The organism is Phormidesmis sp. 146-12 (genome assembly GCF_052939495.1).
The window spans coordinates 1-26,488 of the sequence record NZ_JBJPHS010000006.1 but is presented as its reverse complement, the minus strand read 5'-3'; the positions used below and the strand labels follow the sequence as shown (position 1 = coordinate 26,488).

Here is a 26,488-nt window from a genome sequence, read left to right as displayed (position 1 = left end):
CTCTGCGCTAATCGCGAACTCCACGTTCTCTCTGTGATTTAAGCAGATCCGATCGGGATTGGCAACGCGGACAATATTTACAACTCTAAATTATTTTTAATGAGTTTGAATATGAGGTTTTGTATGAGGTTTATAGATTTCAAAATTGCGACGGAAACGCCAAGATGATAAGCAAGCAAGCAAAAGCGTGAAAGCAAATCACAATAGCTTTCGTTCAACGCTACTGAAACCATAAACCTAACAGAAGAAACCCTATCATGACATAACCCAAACTCAGTGCATAAACTTAGTCGTCCTTAAAAACTCTATGCTCGAAAATAGAACGTTTAAGTCTTACTCTCGATTGTAAAGTAAACCCCTTGTATGAATATCGGGCGAATAAATTCGCGGCTATACAAACGAAGTTTACTTCTGCGAACTAGCCGAGAAAAACTGATCGATTAGCGTGCGAGTGAAAAATCTGCACTTTGTTTGATTTTGATAGCGCTTCACACTGACAAATTGAACATTACAAATCACCCAGGAGAAAGTATGACAACTCAAACACCCACAACCAGAGTTTTGGACTATGTTGCTCAACCCAACGGCTACACCTGTCAATCTGCCTGTGTTGCTAGAATTATCGGGACAGAGGACGTTATGGGAGTTCGGGTAGCACTCGAAGCGATCGGCAACCCAGGTTCGCCCAGCACAATGGGACAATATCTTCAATCCAAGATTCGTGAGTATCATTTCAACGACAACGCTAGCATTCTCGATATGCGAGAGGCGCTGAGTCAAGGGTATCAGTTGATCACTCATGGCTGGTTTACTTCTGAGTCCGGGCATGTCATCGGTCTTGAAGGTGTTGAACCCGATCCAACAAAACTCAGCTACAAATTTATCACTGACGATCCTTGGTATGAATTTGATTTTCCGTCGGGTACATTCACACAAAATAGCGGCGAGAACGTTCGATATTCATCTTATGGAATCTATGCCTACTGTGTTGCAAGTGACAGCTATGAGGCTGCAAGGAAGATTTATGCAAGGGGAGAGCTTGATTCTGCGAGAAAGGGAGCATGGCTGCACCTGTGTAAGAACTAGCGATTTGGTGGAAAGATACGAGTCAAGCCGGATCTGCCAGCATTGATGAACATGAGGGCAACGCTTACTTTGTCTGTCGCTATGTCAGTCCTGGAAACATTTTTGGACAATTACAGCGTTTGCTCGAAGGCAATCAGCGATTCGTTGACGAAGCGTGCCAAAAACCGCAGCGATCGCAATCGCGTCTCCAAGACGTTGCTCGTGTGAAAGATAAAACGGGTGACTTAACAGAAAATGCGGTGATTGCAAACATCCAATACCAGGCACAGAAACTTGCAGAAAGTTCAACAATTTTGGCTGACTTGATCCGGGCAGGCAAGCTTAAAATTGTGGGCGGTCAGTATGATTTGCGAACTGGAAAGTTCACGATCGTGACTTAACGAAAGATTGCTCGATCAACAGCAGCGACAGGGGGTTTGGTGCAATTGACTTCAGCGCTTGCCACGCAGCGAAAAACACTGTCGGTCAGCTAGCCATTGTTCTATATCCTCAGTGGCAGCACCCTCGATCGACACTCCGGCAGCATTCACAAAAGCGGCATTGCTGAATCACGGGATGAATTGCCCTAATGTGAAGGGGAACTAAATGTTCAAAGTCCCCCAATTTTGGTAGGGCTGATTCATTCTGATTAAGGGAAAATCAAGGAAACCCAAAACCCTGATTCTTTCATTTGGATGGTTCTTAGCAACTAATGAGGGAATCGGCTGTTCGCTTTTCTCTCCCTAGAATAAATCAACCCTACCCCAATTTTGGGGGATTTAGGGGGCGAAAAAGTTGACACTTTCCACCGATTCATCCCTTCAATCAGCAACGCCACAAAAGCAAGTGCAACAGCAGCAATTCCGCCGCTCTCCTCAGACTTATCTTGCTCAACTAGAGCAGAAATTACTTGAGCTAGCTTTGACACCCCAGGCTGAGTTAGCTAAAGTTCACCGAAGAGGTAAATAATGTTTCAGAAGCAAACTCCTTCCATTAAAATTGGCATGATGCTGTTTCCAAATCTCAGCGAGTTAGAGTTTATGGCTCCCTACGGAATCTTTTCGCATATGCCAAATACTCAGATTTACCGAATCGCCCCAACGCTTGAGCCAATCTACTCTGACACCGGGTTTCCGCTAATTCCAAATACATCCTTTGAAAAAGTGCCTGAGCTAGATGTGTTGTTTGTTCCGGGCGGTTTGGGTGTGACTGCCAAACTAGAAGATGCAGAATTTCTCCGGTTTTTGCAGCGACAGGGTGAACGCGCTCGTTACGTCACTTCAATTTGTAGCGGAGCGCTGCTACTCGCGGCAGCTACCTTACTGCGGGGGCATCGTGCTACTACTGACTGGTCTTCCCTGGCGCTGCTAGCAATGTTTGGTGCGGAGCCTGTTGCAGACCGAATCGTGGTGGATTGTAATCGCATTACCGCAAGCAGTCTGACAGATGGACTTGCTTTGGGAAGCGCGATCGCACAAGAACTATTGGGAGATGCGATCGCACAAGAAACTCAGTTGCGACTCGGCTATAATCCAACCTTGTTCTCTGATGGCTTTCCAGAATCACTGCCTTCGGAGACCTTTGCTAGAGTTCGGGCTGAACAGCAGACGCTATCGAGGGCGCGATTACAGATTGTTCGGCGCATCACTTCTACCGTGTAAGAACCAGAGGCAAAATGCAAGGTATTCCATTCAACCTAGCTTCGGTTAAGAAGCCAGTACCGCCTGATCACATAGAACCAAACTTCTATATCGACTTGAATTGCTGTACTTTACAGGATGCAGTGCAACAGTGAACGATCGACACTCAAGCAGATACGCCTTTCATTGTCTGGCTGCTTGAACGTTCTCGTAACAAATCAGCAGGTTTTAGAGACTTTATGTGATTTACATCTATTGTTAGAGTGGAGATCAGCTTTGAATACTCCCTGCAAACAGGGAAGCCTCGCAAATTTAGCAAGTAGACACCATAACTAAGAAGACACCAAAACTATTGAGGGAGAAAGTCATGATTGAAACAGTTGCATCTTCGGATTTTGAAACAGTAGAAACTCTTCGGAATTTGAAAATTGAGGTCGTAGCAAGCGGTCTGGATGGCCCACGGAAGTTGAGCTTTGGCTCAGATGGGGCGCTTTACATTGCCGAAGCAGGTCGGGGAGGGACGGGTGCAAGTATTCCATCTCCTAGTATACCGGGCGCGGTGCTATCCTATGGCGCAACAGGCGCGATTATTCGCATTCAAGATGGGGTTGTTGAACGGGTCGTAACCGGATTGCCATCGCTGGCATTACCCGATGGTGGAGATGCAACAGGGGTAAACGATGTTGCCTTTGATGCGGCTGGAAATGCCTATGCGCTCCTTGGTTTTGCCAGCAATCCTGCCAATCGAGATAGTATCGTGCAAGTGCCTGATTTTGCTCAGTTGATCGCGATCGACAATTTCGATGGCGGTTCGTCCTGGACTCGGTTAATCGATTTTGGCGCATATGAACTCAACAACAATCCTGACGGGCAAGACATCAACACAAACCCCTATGATTTGCTGATTCAGGATAATACGGTCTATGTGATTGACGCAGGCGGAAATAACCTACTGAGTCAACGGGCCTTTAGCAATCAATTAGAACTAGAAACGGTCTTTCCAAGCCGAAGCGCGATCGATCCATTCACAGGTCAAACCGTGGTGCAGCAATCTGTTCCGACTGCGATTAAGGTTGGTTCCGATGGCGCTTTTTATGTGGGTGAACTCACCGGATACCCGTTGCAAGCAGGAGCCGCACAAGTTTACCGACTCAATGCAGCAGGACAGCTAGAAATCTACGCAAGTGGATTCACCAACATTGTTGATCTGGCTTTTGATCAAGCAGGTGGCTTGTATGTGTTGGAGTACGATGCAGATGGTCTTTTGACAGGGAGTGATGCAGGTGCTTTAGTTTATCTCTCTCCGGATGGCAAAACGCGCACCACAGTCACGAACGCGCTCTTGAATCCAACGGGTTTAGAAATTGGCTCTGACGGTGACATTTACATCTCAAACAAAGGCTTTGTCGCGGGACAGGGCGAGGTGCTACGGTTGAGTCAAGCGGAACCGTTTAACCCTTGTCCAATCTATGACCAGGTAAAACGCTACACCACAACCATTGCAGCCGATGGGGATCAAGCAGATGTCTATTATCCAATCCTACCGAACGCGACTGCGGATCAACTACCGATCGCGCTACTGCTCCAGGGTGCTTTAATCGATAAAGCAGACTACTCTAACTATGCCCAAGAAGTCGCAAGCTATGGATTTGTGGTAGTGATTCCAAACAATGAGCGAAGCATTACTGCACCCAATGGACAAACGGTGACAGGGCTGTTAGCAGATCAACAACAAGTGAATGATGTCCTAGCTCAGATGAAACTAGAAGATACAGACGCTCACTCACCGATTTTTGAAATTGTAGACACTAGCAAACTTGGACTGTTAGGACACTCCTTTGGAGGATTTGCGGGACTTGCGGCCATTCAAAACATTAATAGTCCACTGGTCTCTTCCGGTAACTATACTCGGCCGCCTGAACTCAAAGCGGGTATCTTTTATGGTACCAATTTTCAGACTGCGGAAAATAGCGGTGTGTTTCCACCCATTGATAATCAAGGAATTCCAGTTGGACTGATTGCAGGAACACTGGATGGTGTGTCTGATTTGGGTGAAACTGCTTCTACTTATGTCAAGATTCAAGACCCGTCGAAAGCATTGATTACGGTTGAAGGCACGAATCACTACGGCATTACCAATCAAGATAGCGATCGCGATCCCAGTCGTCCCACGCTCGATCAAGCGACGGCAAACGGAGCGATTGGACGGTGGAGCGGATTGTTTTTGCGATCGCAACTCCTCGGCGATCAAGGTGCGTTTAACTATGTCTACAAAACAGGAGGCGACCTCGATCCAACCGTGAATGTCACCTCCATACTCCCAAAATCTTGAATTGAGATTGGGAACTAACGGATAAATTGCTGATGCCATTGTTGAGCAACTTGATCCCAGCCCAATGAAGCTTTAAGCGCGAATGCATTCTGCCTTAAAGCTTCTTGTTTCTCAGGATTTTTTAGCAGGTCTATGACAGCTTCAATGAACTTACGATCGGTTTCCTCATCGCCAGCACATCCTTTAATTTTGATTCCAGATTGTACTGTTTCATTTAGAGCAGCAAGATCGTTCACAATAGGGACACAACCACAAGCTTGGGCTTTGATAGCACTGATGCAAAAAACTTCTGGTGTGTGGCAAGGGTAAACATAGATTCCAGATTTTAACAATTCCTCGATTAACTGCTGATGTCCAACTCTGCCATGTTCATAAACATTTTTCTGTTGCATTAGAGGCAAGAGTTCTTGTTTCTGTGTTTTTAACTTCGGAATCTTCTCAGCCATTGGAGACTTCGCTAAAGCGTCAATTAATTGCCATCCATAGAAAAGGTGCAGTTCGGCATCAGGTACTTCTTGAAGAACATTTTTCCATCGTCTTAACAAATGTTCTATACCCCGCATATAGTCACTGATATAAATGAGTCTTTTCGGGTTTCTGCCGATCGAATTAATGTTAAAGTCCTGAATGTTAATTCCATTTTTGGTTAAAAACATTTTTTCTCTAGGAATCCATTCAGGGAACATGGACGCATGGGCATTTGACAACACAAAAAGTTTATCAAAGCTTGCTAAAAAAGCTTCACGTTGAGCCTCTTCTAGTGGGGGAAATAATTGAGGATTATCATGCATCCATACAGCAGTTTTTCTAGCTTTAACGTTCATTTGCATCGGCTGTGTCCAAGCGCGATGGAAGATTAAAATATTAAAGTTATCTTGAGGATTGAATCTATCAACAGACTGATAAACGACACTCGCATATTCCCCTTCCATATCATTGCATCGATTAAAAACAGTCACCTCGTATCCCAACTTAGCTAATTCTTGGCTTAAGTAGATTACAGCTTCTTCACTGCCTGCAATTCCTCTATTTACGGATAGAAGAGACCAGTCTTCTATATGAAATGGAAAATTGGAGTAAATGACGATCGAATTGTTATTCCAGTTTTTTGTCATCTTGACGTAACTGCTCCTTTAGATGATGCCTACTACTACAGTTGTAGACTTATTATGGTAGATCTTAGGAATACTGCAAGATTTGAGAATGAGCCATTTCGTAATGCGTTCTCAGCAATGATAAGATTTTGGGCTACAACATCTAGCGATCGTTTTTGAGCAAAGAACAGAGAAGCGGTTGGGAGGTTTGGGTCATGCCGTCTGTAGAGGTAGCGACCAGCGTAACTTGTCCGTTGCTATCGCGAAGCCATCCTTGTGCTTCTACGATCGTTGGCACCGATTGAGGAATTGAGGATTGAGATTGTCCTGTAGCTCGATCGTCTAGCCAAACTCCGTTGCCCATTAGTGGCTGTCGCGGATCTTCGGGTAATCCGCCGTTCCCAGTAATCGAAAACGAATTGCCTTCATCCGCCGGACAACCACTGGCAATCAATCCGCTCGTGTCTTGCAGCTCGGTCGGCAAGGTCACTAATCCTCGACTCGGATCAACATCAGGGGTATTCAGCGCGATCGTCCCACTGATGCCAAATTGAGAACTCGCGGTAATGCTGCTTAATCCCGTGGTTGCACTCGATCGAGGCTCAATCCCGAACAGTCCTTGAGTGGTAATGCGAATGTTGCCGCCGCGACCCGTGAAGGCATTGGCTGAGATATTACTGTTTTCTCGTGGCACAGCCACAATGAAGTTGCCGTTAAACGCGATGTTGCCGCCATTGCCGCCTGCTTGAGCATTTCCAGCAGTAGTGGAAATTTGACTATTGTTACGCAGTAAGAGCGTATTACTGGCTTGGAGAGCAATGTTACCACCATTTCCCAAACTGCTGGTCGCTGCAATTTGTCCCCGATCATTCAGTTCAATAGAGCGAGCCGAGACGAATAAGTTACCTGCAGAACCCGCCCCCTGGCTATTTACGTTGATAGATGCCCCATCTCCGACTAGCAGTTGATTTGTATTGATTATTACATCCCCAGCAGGCTTAGAACTTGTACTGCTAGCAGATATTGTACTGTTGGAACCGCTAACTGCCACGGATGCAGCATTAATCGTCAAAGAACCTGCTTGACCAGTACTACCTTGTTCAGCAGAAACTGATATTGCCCCCCCATTTTGAAGTAATAGACGATTTGTGTTAACTTGTATGCTTCCTCCATTGCCAGTAGTAGACGAACCCCTTGTTCTAGCAACTACACCCGATGGAAAAGATGTATCTCCGAACACAAATTGACCGCTAACTTCCATAGAATCAGAAGCGATTATGTTGATTCCTCCCGCATTGCCTGACACCGCCACTCCAGGAATCGGTGTGACAGCCGAGGCTGCAATTTGCCCGCCCTCACGCAGAACCAGTCTCTTAGTCGTTACATTTATGTTTCCAGCATTTCCACTGCCGAAGGTTTGAGTGGTGAGTTGAGTCAAATCTCCTTGTCCATCTATTTCTAGTAATTCAGGCGCATTCACGTAGATATTTCCACCTTGTCCGAGTCCTTGAGTCGTCGCGGTGATAGTAGGATTACGGTTAACAACTAATCGTGGCGTTTCAATAACGATATCACCGCCTGGTGCGACGGAGCTAATTGCGACTGTACCAGTTGCAGTAGATAGTGTACTCTCATTGCTAATTCTTACTAAATCGGAAGCTCTCACTACAAGATTTCCACCTGGTCTTGCTCCTGAGTTTTCTGTACCGATGATCGAATTATCGATTGCAATCTGCTTACCCCGCAACTGAATATCGTTAATGTCTATTCCACCAAGAGTAGCTTCGGATAGTTGAATATCTTGAAAAACACGCACAGCTTCGTAATTTAGTTCCCAGCCTTGAGAAATTGCAGTTAGCCCAACAAAGCTATTACTGGCAACACCCCCAATTTCAAGTCTTCCCCCTTGAGCGCCCACTAGATAGGCACCATCTAGCACAATATTGCCGCCCACAAGCGCTAATGTTCTGTCAGGACGGACTTGAGGGACTGTAGATAGAGTGTAGCTAGCGATCGTTCCTGGATTATTTCCAAATTGCAACCCAATCGGAACGCTGATCGTTAGCAGCGGTTGGGCTTCAGTGTTCGTTGCGCTGAAAGAACTGCCATCAGCAAAGTTCAGGCGATCGGCTGTACTGAATAGGACTGAGCCTCCAATATCCAAGCGGGCGTTAGCGCCAAGAATAATTCCATTTGGATTAATTAGAAAGAAATTGGCATTGCCTCTGGCTGAGATCAAACCATCAATGTTGGAGATGAAATTACCTGTAACCCGACTAATAATATTCTGAACACTTAATGAATGATTGAAGGTTGCTGAACTACCAGCGATGACTGAAAAATTACCAAAGCTATGGAAAAGATTTCCACCAATTTGTCTACCGCCATTAATCTCAAAGTCACGACCATTTAAGTTGGTAACTTCAGTAGGCACTGTTCCATCGCTAGTAATTTGTGCCTGAGAACAGGTTGCTTCAGATAGTAAGAAAAGCGAAACTAAGGCAACACACCAAAAATGCTGGGTAAGCTTGTTCATAAGTATGGAGTTGTTGCAGCTTCCTAATATTGCTCTTTCATAGCCTCTGTACAAAAGATTTAGATCAGAAGCATGGGCTGCAATCGATTACGTATTATCGCAACCGCTCCCTAGGCAATGTTTTAGCCCTTTGAAGAAAAAGTGAAAAAATGATCTTAGAATAATCAGCTAACACTCTTCGCGGAGTCCAGGCAAACAGTAAATACAACCGTTAACCCCTCGTGTATAACCAAAACCGCAATCACGGGTACATTGAATTACTATGGACGTTAATGATATCTGCTTTTTTCCCTTCTCATTGTCTGCTTCAGGAATTAGCCGACCAAGCTTCTCGACCATATCGCCTTTCCGCTCTTCGTACCCTGCTGGGACAAAATCATCATTCGTAATTTTTTGCAAAGTCTCAAAATCAGCTTTTGCGCTTTCGAGCCGCGTTTTCTTCTGATTAGGGTCTGTTTCTACTCTGGCTAACCCAGCACGTGCAGCACACAGTGTTTCTGAGGCAAGCCGAGCAGCGACCTTATACTTCTCTTTAGCCCGATCGAACTGGTCAGCGTTCTCATAAACTTCCCCAAGATAGTAGTAAGCGCTTACTAAATCACTTTCAGAATTGAGGAAATGTTGCAGAACCTCAAATGCTTTAGCGTTCTGATTGTTCTCTAAAAAAAGAGCGGCTATACCCACTGCTTTCGCTCTTTCCGATCCGGTTCGCTGGTTTATCTCGTCAACAGAAGCTTGTAATTTTGCGGCTTCATCTTCGCGAAGATCTTCGTCTCTCAAACCATTAGATAGCGACATTGGAAATCCCCCTGATGGATAATGCAAAAGATTGTTTAGCGATCGTTCAGTTTTAAGAAGCGATCATGGCGGTACTTTATCATTCCTTTCCTACGATCGCAACACTAAAATTATCTTGATTTGATGCCAAACAGGAGGTCATTCGACAATGGATTCTACTTGAGTGATTCAAGCAAATTCGATCGAGCTTGACAACACAGGTGATATTTACAACTAAAAACGCGCTTCTAGATGAGTTTTGTATGAGATTTTGTATGAGATTTATGGATTTTGAAATCTTGAGGGAAACGCCAAGATGATAAGCAAGCAACAGTTCAGCAAAGAGCTTAGCTACAACCAAAGTTCAAACAAAAAGGAGAAAACCAATGGCTCAAATGATTGTCTATGCCGATGACAATTTTCAAGGAGATTCAGGTGAATTTAACCAAGATCTGCCTAATGTCGGAGATTTTTGGAACGACACAATTACATCAGCTAGGGTGATTTCTGGTACGTGGCAAGTTTTTGAACATACGAACTACACGGGTCATAGTGTGACACTTCCACCGGGAGATTATCCTAATCTTGCAATCAGTCCTGGTGGTATCAACAACGATACCATTTCGTCAGCCAGAATTGTAGGATAGCTAACTCACTTTTGTCTCTTAGGAGAGGTTGACGAATCTATGATATTCAAGCTCAGGAACAACTAAGCTCTGAGTTGATTTCGGTTCCAACTATCTCCTAAGCGGCAGGAGCAAAGCAATACTACCGCTTTTGTTCGATCATACAGCGCAACAGTTAGCGATCGATACTCAAGCAGATACGCCCTTCATTGTCTGGTTGCTTGAACATTTAGCCCGATCTCTTCGAGTTACCCGCAAGGGGTCGCGCTATCTGGAATTGACCTCTACGGGCATGATTGCCTTCACGCGATCCTCAACCGAGTTTTACAGGTTAGACAACAGTTTGCAATCTCCAAAGCATCCGAAATAGAACTCCTTCAATAATTCTCTAGCTTCGTTGTCACTCCGGCGCGGATCAACGCAACGAACTTCTATTGCTTAGAAGTGGATTGCACTTCTGAACTAAACCTTTACTCTCATCTATCTCTCTCCATGAACAAGCAAAACATGGCTCTTCTCGAATCCATGCCCCAAATGAAATTGTTCAGCTCGGATTCGCCAGAGTATGCTGCTGCATTCCAAACATTGCTGCGATCGACGAATGAGCGAATTTACATCAAGCAGATGCTAACTCAACTGATATCCGGCTTTTCACAAGATGCGATTGCAGTCGATTGGGGCGCAGGCACTGGGACACTGACCCGTGAGCTATTACAGCAATTCTCAACGGTCTATGCCGTTGAACCGCACCCCGAACTCCAGAACGTTTTGGCTCAAAATTGTCCAGCAGCGACAGTAATCCCCTCTGGAATCTTGGAAGCCCATCTTCCTGCTTTAGTCGATATCGGCATCATGAGTCATCTACTCTACTATCTGCCCGATGAAACGTGGGGCGAGACTTGTTTAAAAGCAGCCTCTCTGTTGACGCAGCAGGGAATCTTGATCGTTATTCTTAAACATTTCACAGCAGGCGAGAATCAGATGTTTGAAGCATTTGGTGCTGCTCGATGTGATCTGTCCTGTGTTTTCAACACATTTAAGCGCTATCCGAAGTATGAAGTGAACTTTGTGTCAACACTGGGACGTTTCCAGACTAAAACATTTGAAGAAACACTAGAGATCGCTCGATTGATGTTAGACGATCGCCCGCGCGATTCCTATCGTCACCTTCCGACAGAAGCAGAATTTCAAGCCTACGTCCGGCAGCACTTTTGGGATGACACCACTCAACAGGGCGGTTGGGATTGCCCCCAGCAATTCTTGATCATCCGTCGCAACCCTTTCTACGCCTGATGATGAAGAAACTCTCCCGATCTAACTATCACCAGGTGCTTCAGGTGTTCAATTCGCACCGTAATTGATGGATTGATGGATGGCTTTTCTGTCTACTTCTTCCAACTCAAATCTGTCCAAATCATTCATTCTTTGTGCCCCCATGAATAAGTCAAAAATTGCGCTCACTTTGCCGATGTCGGAGCGAATCAGTCATTTTTTCCGCTTTGACCAGTTAGGAACTTGCTATCGAACTGAGCTACTTGCTAGCTTTACAACATTCGTGACCACGGCTCCGATTCTGGTGGTCAATGCTCATATTCTCGGAAACGCGATGTTTCTAGATCAGCCAGGAGATTTGTTTGAGCAAATTTTGGTGGCGCTTGTTCTTTGTTCTGCGATTGCAACAATTCTAATGGGACTGTTCGCAAATTATCCGTTTGCACTGGGGCCAGGAACGGGAACTGCGGCTCTGTTTACGTTCTCGATCGTGCTAAACATGGGCATGAACTGGCGACTCGCGCTAACTGCCACCTTTATCGAAGGAATTCTTTTCACAGCGCTGGTACTCAGTCCGTTTCGTCGCCAGATCATTGATGCCATTCCCATCTCGCTCAAGCAGGCAATGATCGTTGGTTTAGGATTGTTTCTCTCTTACATTGCGCTCTCTGGCAACGTCGCGCCTCCAAGTTTGGGAGCGGGCATCATTGTCACCAGCACTGCAACGACGACTGCTTTAGGATCTTTAAAACAGCCCGCGACCTTGATTGCGATCGCAGGTATCTTGATCACGGCAGTGCTGACTGTTCGGCGGGTAAAAGGGGCAATGTTGCTCGGAGTTTTTAGTACAGCAAGCCTCGGCTGGCTCTCTGGTGTCGCTCCTTTGCCCGAAAAGCTTTTGACGATACCCCAGTTGCCGATGGATCTTGTTGGGCAAGCGATCGTGGGTAGTCAGTATCTTACCTGGTCACAACTCGGAAACTTTGTGACTGCTGTGTTCATGCTATTGTTTGTTTTGCAGATACGATTAGTTCGCTCAATGTTTTGGGACAACAGCTAAACCGTGTGAAGCCTGATGGAGAACTGCATCGCTCAAAGCAAGCCCTACTCTCAAATTCTCTTGGCACAGTCTCTGGAGCGCTCTGGGGTGGTGTGCCAGCGATTCCTTATCTTGAGTCTGCCTCCGGTATCTTTGAAGGAGGACGCAGTGGTTTTGTGGCGATCGTGGTTGCGATGTTGTTTCTTGTCTCAGCATGGTTCGCGCCACTGTTTGCGGCGATTCCTGCGTTTGCGACTGCACCGATTCTAATTATGATTGGGGTCTTGATGATGAGTGGTGTTCGCACGATCGACTGGGATAACTTAGCTGAAGCGATTCCTGCTTTTCTAGTAATCTTGATTATGCCGCTAACGTTTTCGGTTGCAGATGGGATGGCAGTGGGTTTTATTGCGGATGCTGCGATCAAAATGACTCAGGGCAAGAAACAACCCGTGTCGAAATCAAGCTTGATACTTGCGGGAATTTCAGTCGCTTACTTTCTGCTAATCGCTTTGCAGTCTTAGAAGTCTAGAGTGTGTTCTAAAGTCCCTCGCTTTGTTCACGCACCGGAAGCGCACACTCGACTCTGCTGACATGAGCGATCGCACAGTTGATCAGACGGGTAGGGGTGGTGTTCTGTTGGCAACCGCCTTTGGCAGTACGCTCTTTCAATTGACGCAAGGATTTGCCTTGATCCGGCTGGATACCTTCGCCAACTCCTCGATTCAAGCAGCAGTGTGGGATCGATTGCTAAGTCTGAAGGTTTCCTTTTTTCGTCAGTATGCGATCGGCGATCGTGAGAAAGCACTGGCAGCAGGCTGCGACGACTACGACACAAAATCGATCGAGTTGTCTCGTCTACTAAGCAAATTAGAAGGATGCTTGATCCAGCCGGGCTTCTAAAGCTGCGCGGCTAGAATTTGTGCTGCGGTTAATTGTAGAGTCGGGAATTGCGGCGACACGATCGGATCGTCACCCCCAAACGGACAGGATTGATAGGCACTATTCACCAGTTGCAGCACATTCACAACCGATCGACTCGGATCAATCTGCCATAGTTCAGGAATACCTCGTGCTGCATATTCTCTTGGCTTTTCTATGTAGTCGCGCTGATAGTTTTTACTGCTCGGACTACCAGGAGATACGACTTCAACCACCAGCAGTGGAGCAGGCATTCCAAACCGGATGAGCCGCTCCCCGGATAACACCGCTCGGAGTGATTCTTCAGAGTGGACAACGAGATCGGGCTGTCTTGCCGAAACTTCAGCAGATTCAACTTCAATCTGATGACCGATCGCGAGACAACGAGGACGAATGCCTGACATAGATAAGGCGACGACTAGTACAGTCGCGATCGTGGAGTTAATCGGATCTTCAGAAGGCAAAGCAACTAACTCCCCATTGACTAATTCATATCGAGTATCGGTTCCGTCATCATAATCGAGATACTCGTCGATCGTTTTGAATCGTAGCTTGGCTTGGGTCATAATCTTGCCTTCAACTGAGTTTATCCACCTCTAACACCGACTATGCAGTAATTTTACCGAATTTTGCTAGTTTGAGCAAAGAAGAATCGGATGAAATAGTTTTCACTATCTAGCGATCGTTTTTGAGTAAAGAACAGAGAAGCGGCTGGGAGATTTGGGTCATGCCGCTTGGATGAGTAGCGACCAGCGTAACTTGTCCGTTGCGATCGCGAATCCATCCTTGTGCTTCCACGATCGCAGGAATAGATTGCGGGTTCAGTGTTGAGGATTGAGATTGTCCTGTGGCGCGATCGTCTAACCAAACTCTATTGCCCATCAATGGCTGTCGCGGGTCTTCTGGTAATCCGCCGTTCCCAGTAATCGAAAACGAATTGCCTTCATCTGCTGGACAAGTGCTGGCAATTAATCCGCTCGGATCTTGCAGCTCGGTCGGCAAGATCACTAAGCCTCGACTCGGATCAACATCGGGCGTGTTCAGTGTAATTGTGCCACTGATGCCAAATTGAGAACTCGCAGTAATGTCGCTCAAGGCTGTTTCTGCTGAACGAGGCTCAATTCCAAAGAGTCCTTGCGTGGTGATCCTCACATTGCCTCCCCGTCCTAAGAAGGCATTCGCTGAGATATTACTGTTTTCTTGCGGCACAGCCACAATGAAGTCACCGTTAAATGTGATGTTGCCGCCATTGCCGCCTGCTTGAGCCGTTCCCGCATTGGTCGAGACAAGGGCACCGTTCCGTAACAGCAATATATCTTGCACACCGAGATCAATGTTGCCGCCATCGGTACTAGCGGTTTCGGCAGAGATGAGTCCGCGATCGACTTTCACAGAGTTGCTCTGAATGTTGATATTGCCAACGGATGCGGTTCTTTGAGGAGCTACAGTCGTTCTTCGATCTTCGACAGTGATACTTGCATTGTTTCCTACCGAGAGCGATTCCACTTCAATGCGAATATTCCCGACGCTTCCGGTTGCAGTTTCGGTCGTCTGTTGACTAGAAACCTGTCCCCCGTCCTCAATCACGAGTTGCCTTGTTTTCAGCGTTATATCTCCAGCGTTGCCGCTATCCGTTGTTCTTGCGGTCAAGCGGCTGGGATTTTGACCATCTCTTGAGGCTCCAACGACTTGTATCGAGTCTGCGGCATTCACGGTTAAATTCCCGCCCGCTCCACTACCACCACGATTACCAGATGATACTTGCGCCCCATTGCGGACGATTAAATTTCCCGTTTCAATGCTTAAATTCCCTGCGTCGCCAAGACTTTCAGTTCGAGAAAACAAGGCGCTGGGAGTCCGATCATCTGCCGACCTTCCAATGATTTGTACCGATTCAGTGGCTTTAATGGTTAAACTCCCGCCTGCTCCTTCATCACGATTACCAGATGATATTTGTGCCCCATCACGGACGATGAGAGTTCTCGTTTCAATACTTAAATTCCCTGCATTGCCACGACTTCGAGTTTGAGTATACAAGCCGCCGGGAAACTCATCATCTGCTGATATTCCAATGAGTTGTATCAAGTCCGTGGCTTTCACGGTCAGATTTCCGCTTGTTCCTTCACCCAAGGTACTAGCTGATACTGGTGAGTTGATCAGGGAAAGCGATCGTGCGTTAATCACGATGTCTCCACTCTTTCCTTTCGAGCCAGCAATCGTACTCTTTTTTCAGTTTCTCTGGTGTTTCCTATTTTTTTACCGCTCCATATCACAAGAACAGGATTAGAGGGACTCGACAGAAAATCTACTTGTCCCTTAAGGTGCTAAAAAATTACACGACACCCAGCACCTCCGGGCATTGTACAGAGCCACCTTTGAAAAGACGTTGCACTAAACTTAAATTCATTGTCAAACTTTAGACCCTCTGCTGTACTCGCGAGAAATGAGCCGCCAAGTTCTAATCGAGCATTTGCACCAAATACAATCCCGTTTGGATTGATTAAGAATAGATTTGCAGTTCCATTTGCCCGAATCAATCCATCAATGTTAGGAACATTACTTCCAGTGACACGAGTGAGAATGTTCGTAATGTTTGCTGGATTGTTAAACGAAGCACCGCCGCCCGTAGGGATAGAGAACTGTTGAAAGCTATGAAATAAGTTGGTTTCTCGAATTGCGCCGCCGTTGATTTGAGAATTAAGATCGCCGGAGACTTGCGATCTCGAAGAGATATCTGTTACCACAGATCGCTCTCCCACAGGCAAGGTCTGATCCGGCACAACTTGAGCGAAAGCGCGATTGCTCAGCCCAAATCCGCTCACTGGCCCCAATCCCAGCATCCAAAACCGAACCATAGTGCATCCTCAATGATGTGCTTCAACGGGACATTAGAGCTGCGATCGCGATTTCAATGTCCTTTTTGCGGTGATTTAAGCAGATTCGATCGAGATTGTCAACACAGGTAATATTTATGACTTAAAACATTATTTTTACAATACTTCGGACAAATTTTGAGCAGATTTTCAGGTTCAAACCCTGATTCGCTCGTGGGACAGGATCTTATTTTCAAAGTCAGGAATAGAGCCAACTTTGAAAAATAGCTCAATGCTGGAACTGTACTTCCTGAAAGCCTTTTGGAGTCGTTCAAAAAACTGTCCGGACTATTGTTTTTAATGAGTTTGACTATGAGATTTTGTATGAGATTTATAGATTTCAAAATCTTAGGGGGAACGTCAAGATGATAAGCAAGCAAACAAAAGCGTGAAAGCAAATCAAGATAGCCCGCTCGCGCTACCTGGAAAGATCAACTTCTACGGACATGATGCTTTCATGCAACTCTCAACCGATTTAGATCAATGGCATTAAACAGAGCAAAACTCCACTTCTACTACACTGTCATTTCTTATGAATAAGTCAAAAATTGCGCTCATGATGGCAATGGTAGTTGCGACTGCTTTAGGCTCTTTAAGACAGCCCACCACCTTGATTGCGATCGCTGGGATCTTGCTGACAGCAATCCTGACGGTTCGGCAGGTAAAAGGAGCGCTGTTGCTAGGGATTTTTGGCACAGCAAGCCGCGGCTGGCTCTCTGGTGTCGCTCCTTTACCTGCAAAGCTTCTGGATATCCCACAGTTACCGATCTATCTCGTTGGGCAAGCGATCGTGGGCAGTCAGTATCTTAGAAGTCTAGCAGGATAGTTCAAAATCACCATAATTAAGAATGGCTTACAATTATCAAATTACAACTGTGGAGGAGAATTTCAATGTCACCTGAATTGATTCAGAATTTAGTTACATCCTACTTTTCAAGTCTTCAATCAATGGATATAGCAGGATGGTCGGAAAACTTTACGGAAGATGCAGTTATCTATGATCCGGTTGGCAATCCACCTAGTAAAGCGCGTGAGAATGCTCAAGCCTTCTTTGGACTGCTCTCAATGGCGTTTGAGAAGTTGGAGCTTTCTCAGGATCACATCTTCATTGCAGGCAATGGAGCAGCAGTGAAATGGACAATGCGAGGGTTGGGAAAGAGCGGGAAGCAGGGCATTGCTGAAGGAATTAGTGTGTTTGAAATGCACGAGTCTGGAAAGATTCAGCAAGTCTCTTCGTATTGGGATGATGCAGCCATGATGGCTCAGATTCGGGGGTAGACATCACCAATACGAGTTCAACAGCGATCGCAACAGAGGTGTCTTGTAAGTATGTGAGGAACTATAGCAATGGGGTGCATTTATGTCTTCAGCGTCTTTTACTAAGCGGGCTGAACGAGGGGTGATTCTAACATCTCATGGCTGGCTCAAGTTACAACAAGCGATGCAGGAAGCAGCAGTAGCAGATAATTGGGGGCGACGCTTTACCCAAGAACAACTCAGCGATCGCGCTGGGCTATCCATCCACACTGTTGCTCGAATTCTAAAACGTGAGAAAGCCGTTGATAAGCTGTCGATCGAATACTTGATGCGTAGCTTTGGTTTGCAACTTGATCTAGAAGATTGTGTGCGACCGATTGGGCTGGATGAGGCAGACCCCATACAGCAACCAGATTGGAGTATGGCGATCGATGTATCTGTGTTCTATGGTCGAGAAGCAGAACTGGTGCAATTGCATCAATGGATTTGTCTGGAGCATTGCCGCTTCATTACCTTGTTAGGAATGGGTGGAATTGGAAAAACCACCCTGGCTATGAAACTGGCACTCCAAATTCAAGATCAGTTTGAGAATGTTGTCTGGCGATCGCTGCAAAATGCTCCTGCTTTAGGGGATTTTGTTGAAGGTATCCTACTATCTTTGTTACAGCCACAAAATCATGATTCCATTCCTGCAAGTATAGAAGGCAAATTGTCTTACCTGATGCAGTGCTTGCAGACTAGTCGGTGTCTGCTTATTTTAGATAATGTAGAGTCGATTTTGAGCAATACAAAACGGATGGGGCAATATTGCCCTGGTTATGAGGCGTATGGGCAACTGTTTCGCATGTTGGGTGAAGTCCCACACCAAAGCTGTATTATTCTCACGGGGCGGGAAAAGCCTAAAGAAATCGCATTACTGACGGGAGAGCGATCGCAGGTGCGTGATTTGCGCTTAACTGGACTTAACACCGCTGAAGGACAGAAATTGTTCCGGCATCACGGTGAATTTACAGGCACCGAGGCACAATGGAATCATCTTATCGAACATTATGGCGGGAATCCGCTAGCCCTCAAGCTTGTAGCTGTCGCAACTCAAGAATTATTTAACGGCAGACTTGAAGAGGTTTTGAAATTTGTGCATCAAGGCGTTCTCGTCTTTGACGACATTCGAGATTTGCTAGAGCGACAGTTCGAGCGGTTGTCAAACATCGAGCAGGACGTGATGTATTGGCTGGCAATCGATCGAGAACCTGTCTCCCTTGCAGAGTTAGACGAGGATATTGTCAACCAGGTTGGCAAACAAGCATTACCAGAAATGCTCTATTCGCTGATGCGACGATCGTGGATTGAAAAAAATGGAGAACAGTTTTCACTGCAACCGATTGTGATCGACTATCTGACCGAGCGACTTGTTCAACAAGTCTGTCATGAAATCGAGATGCAAGATCTAGATCGACTTAAAACTCATACTCTGATGAAGCAACAAGCTAAAGAATACATTCAGGAAGCCCAAAAGCGGTTAATTATTCAGCCTGTGATCGCGCGGCTGTCGGCAAGTTTTTCTCATCAGCAAGGGATCGAGCAACAGCTACAAGCACTTCTCAAGCAGCAAGAAACAGAAGTTTCACTAGAACCAACCTATGTGGAAGGCAACCTGCTCAATTTGTTAGTGCAATTGAAAACTGAATTACGGAACTGCGACAAGCTAGTTCCTAAAATCGGACATTAATCAAAATAGCGAACAGATTGTTGTTTCTGTTCTATTAATTGCAACAATTGCTCAAAGCGTAACTGCGATCGCGCTTGCTGTTCAATTCGCACCTGTTGAGCAACTTGATCGAGGGATATTCCAGACTGCACTAGATTGACCAATGTTTGGTGGGCAGTTTCTAAATCTTTAGTCGAGTGCGATCGTAACAGGTAATTTTCGTAAGGCATCGCAAGCTGGATTGAGGAAAGTACCATGATCGTGTTGTCCCTCATCAAAGACTCAGCATAGTGCTGGGTTAGTGCTGTTGTCTGACAATCTGCAATCATCCAAACCAGTCGTTGCGGATGTGCCCCTCGTTCCGCTAAGATACGCCAGCGCCTTGCCAACGAGCAGGTATTATTGTTGTGATAAAAGTCTTGATAGCGCTGATACAGCACGTTTGCTTGAGCAATTCCAATAGTAGCAATGCTTGCTTCGATCTGGCTAACTGGAACACTGGCAGCACTCGCCATTCGATCAAGTACTCCGTCTTGCGCTGCAAAGGCTTCTAGCCCTGTCAAATATGCCTCTACAACCCGCTCATAGTCTGCAAGTGAAACAACCTGTGTGGCGTTCACATTGATCCCTTCTGCAACAAGTTGTTGAATCACCCGTTTGTTTTCTGGTGCTGCTGGAATGTTCACCATGAAGTTTGACCAGCCGACCTGTCGCCATAGCTGTCGGGCTTCGGTGAGGATTGATTCTGGATCACTCACCCGATAAGGTGGAAGCTCAAGACTAACATAGCCATCCTTCCCATCGGTTTGATCATGAACCTCTTTGAGCCGTTCAGCCGCCAACTGCATCTCCCGAACAGCGATGAAGTTATAGAGTGACAAAACATCTGTTTGAGACAATGCTTGAAAGTCTCGATCGTACTGGGAGGTATGCAGCGATCGCTCAATACTAGAAAAACTAGAGAGAATGCCTTGCAGTCCCTGATCAAGATATCGTTGTAGCTGCCCACTTTCTACTAATCTGCGATCGAAGCAACTCAGCCAGACCGCTTGCCTATGGAGCCGAAGCATTTGTAGCAAATTCATAGGGGGAGTGTTGGCTGGCACAAACGATTACAGCACTTTGCAGATAGGTGAAGTACAAAAACAAATGGCTGAAACCTCTAAAGAATCGAGCTTTTTGCCAATTCAACTGTACTTCACTGAGTAGAAACCTGCTGTATGTCAGCCTAGAAGACTGCTTTGAATTGCACCAGGCAACATCAGCCACTAAACCCTCAAGATTTATTTTAGAGTTGATTTTAGATTGAGAAAGCTTTGCGCCAAGCGTATTTCAGAGCTTTCATCAATGATTATTTTAAGTCAAAACGAGATCAAGGCGATTCATCAAAATCCTGTCGAACATGAGCCTGATTTGGATTTGAAGTAAACGACATAAGTTGCGGATTCACTGATCGATCTTGCCTGGTCATCCACAAATTGAAAGTAGATACTGAACTCAATTGCTGATAGCATACGTTATCACGCAAGTTGAACTTTAACTCTAAAAAACAGGAGACAAGTTATGGCTACTAAAGGGCTACTAAGAAACAAATGTAGATGATGTAATTGCTCGCTTCAGAAAGACCTAACTAGCAAAACACAAGACATCAACAAAGGAGTAGAGAAAATGGAAACAGCAAATCTGGAACAGTTCTATCAAGACATTCTGAAAGATCCTGCATTGCAAGAGCGATTAAAAACCGTAACTGATCGCGACAGCATGGTTGCGCTGATTGTTCAGATTGGGAAAGAGAAAGGGTACAACTTTAGCCCTGAAGAGATAAAAGGGTATCTTGATGAGTTGGATGCCTCAAACTCGCAGCGATGGTTTAGACAGGAACTGCTAGAAGCCGTAGCTGGCGAACAACGACCATTTTACATGGATAACAAGTGTGGGGATAATAGACGTAGGGATTAGGTAAAGTAGTGCGAAAAGAAAGCTGAGACGTTTAGGAGTAGAAAAAATCTTTTGAGTCTCAGCTACGGAAACTATCGCATTGCGCTAAGAGGATGTTTGAAAAGCTAACGTTCATTGCATTGCCTCACCCGGAAATCGGTCTCTGGACGGGATGACAACGAAGCGAAGAAGCCCTCAATACTTTTCAAACGCCCTCTTAGAGCCTTTTTCTATCTCCTTGACTCCTTATTTCAGTGCCATTCAGCTATTAGCTTACTTCTTAGCCGAGACATTTATGAAATGTGCAATGGAAGACTACTTAAAAGTTGTTGCTCCCCATCTTCATTCTGAGTTAGTGTCCACTGAAGCCTTATCTCATATTCAGTCCTTGACCCAAATCTTACCTGCCTTTTCAGTCGCTGGATTTGAATGTCGTTTAACAGATGAGCAATCTAGGGTAGACTTTCAAGCTAATCTCTCCTACGGCGCACCGAGTCTGCCAGAAAAGTTCTTGAAACATTCTACCTGGCGGCTCTTGCAAGGGATCATCCAGCAATGGACTGATGCAGAAGCTTTCCTGCATCACAGAGTGAGAGATATCTGGTTGGAATTTGATTTGGATGGAGAACCCTTACAAGTACCGATTCCCTGTATCTTCTTGACCTTGAATCAGGAGGCTATCAGTGAACCTCAACAACTACTTGAAATAGCCGCCAAGCTACTTAATCATCCGCTTCCGTCGCTCCTAGAGTCAATTCTAAAACATAGCATTGATCACCTGCCAGACAAAGCATATATCAGTCATATTGGAGCGATGATGTCCCGCACAACCCAAGCAGTAAGGATTAATGCAAGAGGAATGTCCCCAGAGCAATTGCTAGATTATCTAGTGCAAATTGGCTGGACAGATCCAACACATACACTGCGATCGCTAGTTACACATCTATCTGAGTTTGTGGATTTTATCCATTTGAGCTGTGACATTGGAGAGAGCGTCTACCCAAAAATTGGGTTGGAATGTTTCCTAATCCAGCAGCCTAAGCATGAACCGCGATGGCAATTATTGTTGAATTATTTGATGGAAATAGGACTCTGTACTTCAGCCAAGCAACATGCTCTTTTAGGTTGGTCTGGATACTCTCAGAAAGCCTCTCAACCAGAGCTTTGGCCTAATAATCTGCATTGGGGCGATCTTCTCCTGGGCGCTAGGGCATTCAGCATCTTTACTAGGAAGATAAGTCATGTGAAAATTGTCTACCAACCCGGTGCCTTTTTGGAAGCTAAAGCATATCTAGAGTTTTGCCATAACTGGTTTGATGCGAGTCCTTAAACCAGGAAGTAAACAGTGAGCTAAAGAAATTGTTAACCCTTAGTCAGCAAACAAGGAGCATACCATGACCAATACGAATGAAAAATTCAATGCTGTAGCGCTAAACAACGAAAGTATAACGGTTAGTGAAACTGGGAGAGTCTTAGTTAGGGATGCTAACGATTCTAATTTAGCAAAAATAGCTGAAGCATCAAATCGAAACTTTCATCTCATCTTGATGCCTACAGAAAAGTGTAATTTTCGTTGCACTTACTGCTATGAAGACTTTGTAATGGGACGAATGAAGCAAGAAACAATTCTTGGGGTCAAGGCTTTACTGGAAAGACGTTGCGTTGATTTGGATTATTTGAACATTGCCTGGTTTGGTGGAGAACCTCTCATTGCTAAAGACATTGTGTTGGAAATTTCTAGTTATGCTACGACGCTAGCCCGGAGATATCCTAGATTACGTTATGAGAGTGATATGACGACAAATGGATACTTGCTGGATTACAACACAGCTAAAGCCTTAGCAGATGTTGGGGTTAGATGTTATCAAGTTTCTTTGGATGGTTCTCGTGAGATACATGACAAAAGCCGAATTCGTGCAGATGGTAGCAGCACTTATGATCAAATTTGGTCTAATTTACTTGCGCTCCGCGATAGCTCGTTATTCTTTCATGTCCGCCTACGTATCCATTTTACTGTAGATACTCTTGCTCTGCTTGCTCCTTTGATTGAGGACATCAAAAAAGAATTTATTGATGATTCGAGATTTTCTGTTTTCTTCAAAGCGATCGAGCAGCTAGGTGGGGCTAATGATGCATCCATAAAGACTTTTCCTGAGGCGGAAAAGAAGAAAGCGATTAACTCATTAGAAACTAAGTTGTATGGGAAAAGCCCTACATTAGAACGAAGCTCATTTCAAGCAGAGGATGTATGCTACGCATCCCGACTCAATTCCTTGGTAGTTCGCTCGAATGGTGATATTGGGAAATGCACTGTAGCCCTTTATGATGAACGCAATAAGATCGGCTTATTACAGCCGGATGGAACTTTGAAATTGACACCGGGTCGTCTCGCTCCCTGGGTTCGTGGCATTGAAACTCTTGACCTTGAAACATTATCCTGTCCTCTTGTTGGTCTACCACCACTTAACGAAGCAACTTCTAATTGAACACAAGCAGCTTTAACTGAATGAAAAAGACTTCTGCTGCGTCCAGGTAGTTCATTGAGTTGACAACTGTATCCCGCCGACACTGATATCCAAAGTTCAAACAACATGGAAACTAAGCTCATGCCTCAGCAACCACAACAACACTTGCACAATGAATTGAACCCTGATGCAACACTTAGTAAAGTAGTAGAAGTTAATTACTCTAAATATTTGGATCGAGTTCGCAACTACTACGACACCATGACCCCGACTATCGTGAAGTGTGTAGGAAAAACTTACTAGACAGGTTGGCTAGCAACGGCAGAAGCTGATACTGCCAAGAAACTAGTGCAGGAAGCAGGACTTGAGCAACAGATTAATGTACACGTTGGCGATTTCCATCATCTTTCATTTGCCAATGACAAAACGGGACGAGGTTGCGGCTATAAATCACAAAACTCTTGCATAAGCGTCACACAACGTTGGTTGCTCATTGCCAGTTGCCCACCAAAACGAACGGTGCCCAGTAAAAAGGTTGTTGGTAGTCTGGCGATCGCAACACCTTCAATTGTGCCTGACGCAGCGCCTCGGCTATTGTCATTCCAGGCTGACGCAGTTCTTCATAGAGTTGCGCCATGAGAATCGCCGTTGAGTTATCTTGCACTGACCAAAGCGTTGCGATCGTGCTGCGTGCCCCAGAGCGAACTGCTACTCCTGCAAGTCCCAAAGCCGCTCGTTTGTCGCCCGTTGCAGTCTGACAGGCACTTAAAATTAACAGTTCGATCGGTCTACGATCGCGGCGACTGCGACCTTCTAGAAGTTGGTCAAACTCTTTGACATTGATTCGTCCATCCCAGGTCAATAAAAACGTCTTCTCTGCCTCAGACGAAAACTGACCATGCGTGGCAAGATGCACGATCGGAAACGGAACCGACTCGACTCTACTTTCAAACTGGGTGCGCGTAAAGGCTTTGTTCAGCAAAACGTTTGTCGGAACCAATGCGGAAATTTGCTCCATTTCTCTCACCACACCCGGAAGCGGCGAAAATCCTTGACGAGCCTCGGATACTCCCCCTGCGAGGGTTTGCAACTGGTCTGAAGGCACTGCTGCGGTTAGACGACGTTGCCAACGGGGAGGTAAGAGTTGCAAACCAGGAGATAGGGCAATGCTGTATTGCTCAACTAGATATTGTTGACCATCGTGTAAGGCTGCGATCGGAACCCCTCGCAAGACACCATCTAAAACAAACACCAGGGTTTTGACCTGACTTTGAGCTAAATCTTTGGCGATCGGGCGAATCAATAAATCGTATAGTTGCCGATTTGGGCGGAGCGGATCTGAGGTCGCAATAAATGGGTTGAGGGTTGCAAAGAGATCATCAAATGCCTTCTCGATCGTACTTGCATCTGAGGGTACAGCGGGAGTGTAATAGCGAAGTGGTTGACCTGGTAGCGACAAGATCACTGCCAAGCGATCGGGCAGCAAAATCGAGTAAACAACGGCTGCATTGCGATCGACTTGATCGATCTGCTCAGGTCTAACATCTACACAAGCTTCTCGAAAGAAATTGTTGAGTTCTGCGAGTTGAAGTGCTTCAATCACTTCTCTGGCTCGTTGTAGCGCTGCTTGATTTGGATTGTCCTCTAATAGCAATTGCACCAATTGGCGGTAAACTGGCTCGACTTGCTCTCGAAATGAAAACTGCACTTCCGGATTCATTGCCACCAGATCGCTTCGTAAGATTGAGAGCGTATTTACTGCTTGATTGTAAGCAGCGATCGCATCCTGTATCTGTCCCTGCTGCTTAAAAACTCGTCCTAATTGCCACTGCCAGGAGACTGCGATATCATTCGCTTGAGTTGTTTGAGCCATTTGCAGCGCCTGTTGCGTTACTTTCTGAGCATCCGACCATTGGCGCAGTGTTTCGTAGAGATGACCCAATTGACCTAATGCATAGGCTTCTGCTCTAGAATCTCGGAGTTTTTGCGCTTGTTGGGTGGCGTTGATGAGCAGTTGTGCAATGTCTCGTTGATCCTGGTTGCTCATTTTCATCAGGCTTTCTGCCAGATTGACCTGGGCATAGATTGATGCACGGTTTGGGGGCAGACGCTTGAGCAGCGATCGAATTTCTGCGAGTAGAGGAGCTTGATCGAGGGTTGGGCTTGCTTGGGCTAAAAGGCTCAACTGGTTCAATCTGGCTTGCGATCGCGTGAGATCGTCAGGGGCTAGTGTAGCGGCTTGTTGATAGAAAGCGATTGCTTCATTCGCCGCATTTTTTCCACCGTCTTTTTTCTCACGTTCTTGGAGTGCCCTGGTGACATTTCCCAAGGCTAGTAGCGTATAGCTCTGGCCCGCATTCGCATTCAGGCGCTGAGAAATGGTCAAACTAGACTGCAAAACTGATTGAGCTTCTTTCAGATCGCCCACTCGAAATCGTGTGATCCCTACACTCCTGAGTCCATCAGCTTTCAAAGCAGAATCTGGCAGGCTTTGCAGTTGGGTATTGACTTGCTCTAGAGTTATCCTAGCGCGTCGATATTGACCCAGAGATTGCAGGGCTTGCACCTGGTTTAACTGGCTGCCTAGTGTGCCTAGTTTATCCCCTGCTGCTTTATATGCGGCTTCGGCTTGCTTCCAAGTTTCGATCGCCGCTTCTGCTTGTCCGGCTGCAAGTTGCTCTGCGCCCCGGATGTTCAATGTTTGGGCACGAACAAGCGCTATCGAAACCTTCCCAGTCTTTGTTTGAGAAATGAGCGTTTGAGAAATGAGCGTGGGACTAGTACGATTTGGCGCGATCTGAGCAATCCCCTGAGCGTGTGAGAAAACGCCCCAAGCAATGACACACAAAAATTGCAGCAATGCAAGGGCTGCCAGATACCAGATCTTTGCTAACTCAGATCTTGCACCATTCTCAATAGTCCCAGCGGATAGGCTTGAGGATAAT

The 26,488-nt window shown here is 45.8% G+C and carries 24 protein-coding genes; 16 read left to right on the top strand and 8 right to left on the bottom strand.

The features are described from left to right. The first annotated feature begins 531 nt into the window (after positions 1-531). The 4 genes from ACKFKF_RS04450 (at position 532) to ACKFKF_RS04435 (ending at position 5,037) form a co-directional block, all read left to right on the top strand. On the top strand, positions 532-1,086 hold the full coding sequence (locus ACKFKF_RS04450; protein WP_446866570.1) for a hypothetical protein: 555 nt from the start codon (positions 532-534) through the stop codon (positions 1,084-1,086). A gap of 119 nt (positions 1,087-1,205) precedes the next feature. Next, the gene (locus ACKFKF_RS04445) at positions 1,206-1,466 is read left to right on the top strand and encodes a carbonic anhydrase (protein WP_446857904.1); all 261 of its coding nucleotides are present in this window, start codon (positions 1,206-1,208) and stop codon (positions 1,464-1,466) included. Positions 1,467-2,033: 567 nt separating this feature from the next. Continuing rightward, positions 2,034-2,726 carry a DJ-1/PfpI family protein gene (locus ACKFKF_RS04440; RefSeq protein ID WP_446866568.1) on the top strand — a complete coding sequence of 231 codons (693 nt, stop codon included), beginning with the start codon at positions 2,034-2,036 and terminating at the stop codon, positions 2,724-2,726. Between the two features lie 346 nt (positions 2,727-3,072). Continuing rightward, positions 3,073-5,037 carry a ScyD/ScyE family protein gene (locus ACKFKF_RS04435; RefSeq protein ID WP_446866567.1) on the top strand — a complete coding sequence of 655 codons (1,965 nt, stop codon included), beginning with the start codon at positions 3,073-3,075 and terminating at the stop codon, positions 5,035-5,037. A gap of 14 nt (positions 5,038-5,051) precedes the next feature. Here ACKFKF_RS04435 and ACKFKF_RS04430 read toward each other — a convergent pair whose 3' ends face one another. The 3 genes from ACKFKF_RS04430 to ACKFKF_RS04420 all read right to left on the bottom strand — a co-directional run bounded on the left by ACKFKF_RS04430 (position 5,052) and on the right by ACKFKF_RS04420 (position 9,465). Next, on the bottom strand, positions 5,052-6,152 hold the full coding sequence (locus ACKFKF_RS04430; protein ID WP_446866566.1) for a glycosyltransferase family 4 protein: 1,101 nt from the start codon (positions 6,150-6,152) through the stop codon (positions 5,052-5,054). 142 nt (positions 6,153-6,294) lie between these two features. After that, complete coding sequence (locus ACKFKF_RS04425) at positions 6,295-8,667, bottom strand: filamentous hemagglutinin N-terminal domain-containing protein (protein ID WP_446866565.1); 2,373 nt, start codon at positions 8,665-8,667, stop codon at positions 6,295-6,297. Positions 8,668-8,835: 168 nt separating this feature from the next. Beyond that, on the bottom strand, positions 8,836-9,465 hold the full coding sequence (locus ACKFKF_RS04420) for a tetratricopeptide repeat protein (protein WP_446866564.1): 630 nt from the start codon (positions 9,463-9,465) through the stop codon (positions 8,836-8,838). A gap of 365 nt (positions 9,466-9,830) precedes the next feature. On the opposite strand from ACKFKF_RS04420, the gene ACKFKF_RS04415 reads away from it, so the two are divergent. The 6 genes from ACKFKF_RS04415 (at position 9,831) to ACKFKF_RS04390 (ending at position 13,284) form a co-directional block, all read left to right on the top strand. Next, on the top strand, positions 9,831-10,091 hold the full coding sequence (locus ACKFKF_RS04415; protein WP_446866563.1) for a beta/gamma crystallin-related protein: 261 nt from the start codon (positions 9,831-9,833) through the stop codon (positions 10,089-10,091). A 130-nt stretch (positions 10,092-10,221) separates the two neighbouring features. After that, on the top strand, positions 10,222-10,440 hold the full coding sequence (locus ACKFKF_RS04410; protein ID WP_446866562.1) for a hypothetical protein: 219 nt from the start codon (positions 10,222-10,224) through the stop codon (positions 10,438-10,440). A 164-nt stretch (positions 10,441-10,604) separates the two neighbouring features. After that, positions 10,605-11,363, top strand: a complete 759-nt coding sequence (locus tag ACKFKF_RS04405) for a class I SAM-dependent methyltransferase (protein ID WP_446866561.1) — start codon at positions 10,605-10,607, stop codon at positions 11,361-11,363. 142 nt (positions 11,364-11,505) lie between these two features. Beyond that, entirely contained in the window at positions 11,506-12,402 is an 897-nt protein-coding gene (locus ACKFKF_RS04400) for a solute carrier family 23 protein (RefSeq protein ID WP_446866560.1), read from the top strand. Then, the gene (locus ACKFKF_RS04395) at positions 12,306-12,905 is read left to right on the top strand and encodes a solute carrier family 23 protein (RefSeq protein ID WP_446866655.1); all 600 of its coding nucleotides are present in this window, start codon (positions 12,306-12,308) and stop codon (positions 12,903-12,905) included. The genes ACKFKF_RS04400 and ACKFKF_RS04395 overlap by 97 nt, the downstream gene beginning before the upstream one ends. Positions 12,906-12,975: 70 nt before the next feature. After that, positions 12,976-13,284: a hypothetical protein gene (locus ACKFKF_RS04390; RefSeq protein WP_446866559.1), complete on the top strand. Its 309-nt coding sequence runs from the start codon at positions 12,976-12,978 to the stop codon at positions 13,282-13,284. On the opposite strand, the gene ACKFKF_RS04385 is transcribed toward ACKFKF_RS04390, so the two are convergent. From ACKFKF_RS04385 to ACKFKF_RS04375, 3 genes are all read right to left on the bottom strand, one after another. Next, complete coding sequence (locus tag ACKFKF_RS04385; protein ID WP_446866558.1) at positions 13,281-13,868, bottom strand: Uma2 family endonuclease; 588 nt, start codon at positions 13,866-13,868, stop codon at positions 13,281-13,283. The two genes, ACKFKF_RS04390 and ACKFKF_RS04385, sit on opposite strands and share 4 nt — an antisense overlap. A gap of 109 nt (positions 13,869-13,977) precedes the next feature. Further along, on the bottom strand, positions 13,978-15,402 hold the full coding sequence (locus ACKFKF_RS04380) for a hypothetical protein (RefSeq protein ID WP_446866557.1): 1,425 nt from the start codon (positions 15,400-15,402) through the stop codon (positions 13,978-13,980). 224 nt (positions 15,403-15,626) lie between these two features. Further along, on the bottom strand, positions 15,627-16,157 hold the full coding sequence (locus tag ACKFKF_RS04375) for a filamentous hemagglutinin N-terminal domain-containing protein (protein ID WP_446866556.1): 531 nt from the start codon (positions 16,155-16,157) through the stop codon (positions 15,627-15,629). Between the two features lie 550 nt (positions 16,158-16,707). On the opposite strand from ACKFKF_RS04375, the gene ACKFKF_RS04370 reads away from it, so the two are divergent. The 3 genes from ACKFKF_RS04370 to ACKFKF_RS04360 all read left to right on the top strand — a co-directional run bounded on the left by ACKFKF_RS04370 (position 16,708) and on the right by ACKFKF_RS04360 (position 19,161). After that, entirely contained in the window at positions 16,708-17,001 is a 294-nt protein-coding gene (locus ACKFKF_RS04370; protein ID WP_446866555.1) for a hypothetical protein, read from the top strand. Between the two features lie 65 nt (positions 17,002-17,066). Continuing rightward, on the top strand, positions 17,067-17,453 hold the full coding sequence (locus tag ACKFKF_RS04365; protein WP_446866554.1) for a nuclear transport factor 2 family protein: 387 nt from the start codon (positions 17,067-17,069) through the stop codon (positions 17,451-17,453). An 82-nt stretch (positions 17,454-17,535) separates the two neighbouring features. Further along, positions 17,536-19,161 (top strand): NB-ARC domain-containing protein, encoded by a 1,626-nt coding sequence (locus ACKFKF_RS04360; RefSeq protein WP_446866553.1) that lies wholly within the window; start codon positions 17,536-17,538, stop codon positions 19,159-19,161. Here the strand turns inward: ACKFKF_RS04360 and ACKFKF_RS04355 are convergent. Beyond that, positions 19,158-20,225, bottom strand: coding sequence for a transaldolase family protein (locus tag ACKFKF_RS04355; RefSeq protein ID WP_446866552.1), 1,068 nt, complete (start codon positions 20,223-20,225; stop codon positions 19,158-19,160). The two genes, ACKFKF_RS04360 and ACKFKF_RS04355, sit on opposite strands and share 4 nt — an antisense overlap. A 583-nt stretch (positions 20,226-20,808) precedes the next feature. On the opposite strand from ACKFKF_RS04355, the gene ACKFKF_RS04350 reads away from it, so the two are divergent. The 3 genes from ACKFKF_RS04350 (at position 20,809) to ACKFKF_RS04340 (ending at position 23,564) form a co-directional block, all read left to right on the top strand. Continuing rightward, on the top strand, positions 20,809-21,099 hold the full coding sequence (locus ACKFKF_RS04350) for a Nif11-like leader peptide family natural product precursor (RefSeq protein ID WP_446866551.1): 291 nt from the start codon (positions 20,809-20,811) through the stop codon (positions 21,097-21,099). A gap of 217 nt (positions 21,100-21,316) precedes the next feature. After that, complete coding sequence (locus ACKFKF_RS04345; protein ID WP_446866550.1) at positions 21,317-22,408, top strand: hypothetical protein; 1,092 nt, start codon at positions 21,317-21,319, stop codon at positions 22,406-22,408. Positions 22,409-22,472: 64 nt separating this feature from the next. Then, the gene (locus ACKFKF_RS04340) at positions 22,473-23,564 is read left to right on the top strand and encodes a radical SAM protein (protein ID WP_446866549.1); all 1,092 of its coding nucleotides are present in this window, start codon (positions 22,473-22,475) and stop codon (positions 23,562-23,564) included. 469 nt (positions 23,565-24,033) lie between these two features. Here ACKFKF_RS04340 and ACKFKF_RS04335 read toward each other — a convergent pair. Then, a partial coding sequence (locus ACKFKF_RS04335) for a CHAT domain-containing protein (protein ID WP_446866548.1) occupies positions 24,034-26,488 on the bottom strand: 2,455 nt, incomplete at its 5' end.

Excerpts from the sequence above, each read along its gene's own strand:
- ACKFKF_RS04390 (WP_446866559.1), top strand. The coding sequence starts at position 12,976 with ATGAGCGATCGCACAGTTGATCAGACGGGTAGGGGTGGTGTTCTGTTG.
- ACKFKF_RS04400 (WP_446866560.1), top strand. The coding sequence starts at position 11,506 with ATGAATAAGTCAAAAATTGCGCTCACTTTGCCGATGTCGGAGCGAATC.
- ACKFKF_RS04360 (WP_446866553.1), top strand. The coding sequence starts at position 17,536 with ATGTCTTCAGCGTCTTTTACTAAGCGGGCTGAACGAGGGGTGATTCTA.
- ACKFKF_RS04385 (WP_446866558.1), bottom strand. The coding sequence starts at position 13,868 with ATGACCCAAGCCAAGCTACGATTCAAAACGATCGACGAGTATCTCGAT.
- ACKFKF_RS04440 (WP_446866568.1), top strand. The coding sequence starts at position 2,034 with ATGTTTCAGAAGCAAACTCCTTCCATTAAAATTGGCATGATGCTGTTT.
- ACKFKF_RS04375 (WP_446866556.1), bottom strand. The coding sequence starts at position 16,157 with ATGGTTCGGTTTTGGATGCTGGGATTGGGGCCAGTGAGCGGATTTGGG.
- ACKFKF_RS04435 (WP_446866567.1), top strand. The coding sequence starts at position 3,073 with ATGATTGAAACAGTTGCATCTTCGGATTTTGAAACAGTAGAAACTCTT.
- ACKFKF_RS04430 (WP_446866566.1), bottom strand. The coding sequence starts at position 6,152 with ATGACAAAAAACTGGAATAACAATTCGATCGTCATTTACTCCAATTTT.
- ACKFKF_RS04405 (WP_446866561.1), top strand. The coding sequence starts at position 10,605 with ATGAAATTGTTCAGCTCGGATTCGCCAGAGTATGCTGCTGCATTCCAA.
- ACKFKF_RS04450 (WP_446866570.1), top strand. The coding sequence starts at position 532 with ATGACAACTCAAACACCCACAACCAGAGTTTTGGACTATGTTGCTCAA.
- ACKFKF_RS04365 (WP_446866554.1), top strand. The coding sequence starts at position 17,067 with ATGTCACCTGAATTGATTCAGAATTTAGTTACATCCTACTTTTCAAGT.
- ACKFKF_RS04350 (WP_446866551.1), top strand. The coding sequence starts at position 20,809 with ATGGAAACAGCAAATCTGGAACAGTTCTATCAAGACATTCTGAAAGAT.
- ACKFKF_RS04355 (WP_446866552.1), bottom strand. The coding sequence starts at position 20,225 with ATGAATTTGCTACAAATGCTTCGGCTCCATAGGCAAGCGGTCTGGCTG.
- ACKFKF_RS04370 (WP_446866555.1), top strand. The coding sequence starts at position 16,708 with ATGAATAAGTCAAAAATTGCGCTCATGATGGCAATGGTAGTTGCGACT.
- ACKFKF_RS04425 (WP_446866565.1), bottom strand. The coding sequence starts at position 8,667 with ATGAACAAGCTTACCCAGCATTTTTGGTGTGTTGCCTTAGTTTCGCTT.
- ACKFKF_RS04420 (WP_446866564.1), bottom strand. The coding sequence starts at position 9,465 with ATGTCGCTATCTAATGGTTTGAGAGACGAAGATCTTCGCGAAGATGAA.
- ACKFKF_RS04415 (WP_446866563.1), top strand. The coding sequence starts at position 9,831 with ATGGCTCAAATGATTGTCTATGCCGATGACAATTTTCAAGGAGATTCA.
- ACKFKF_RS04340 (WP_446866549.1), top strand. The coding sequence starts at position 22,473 with ATGACCAATACGAATGAAAAATTCAATGCTGTAGCGCTAAACAACGAA.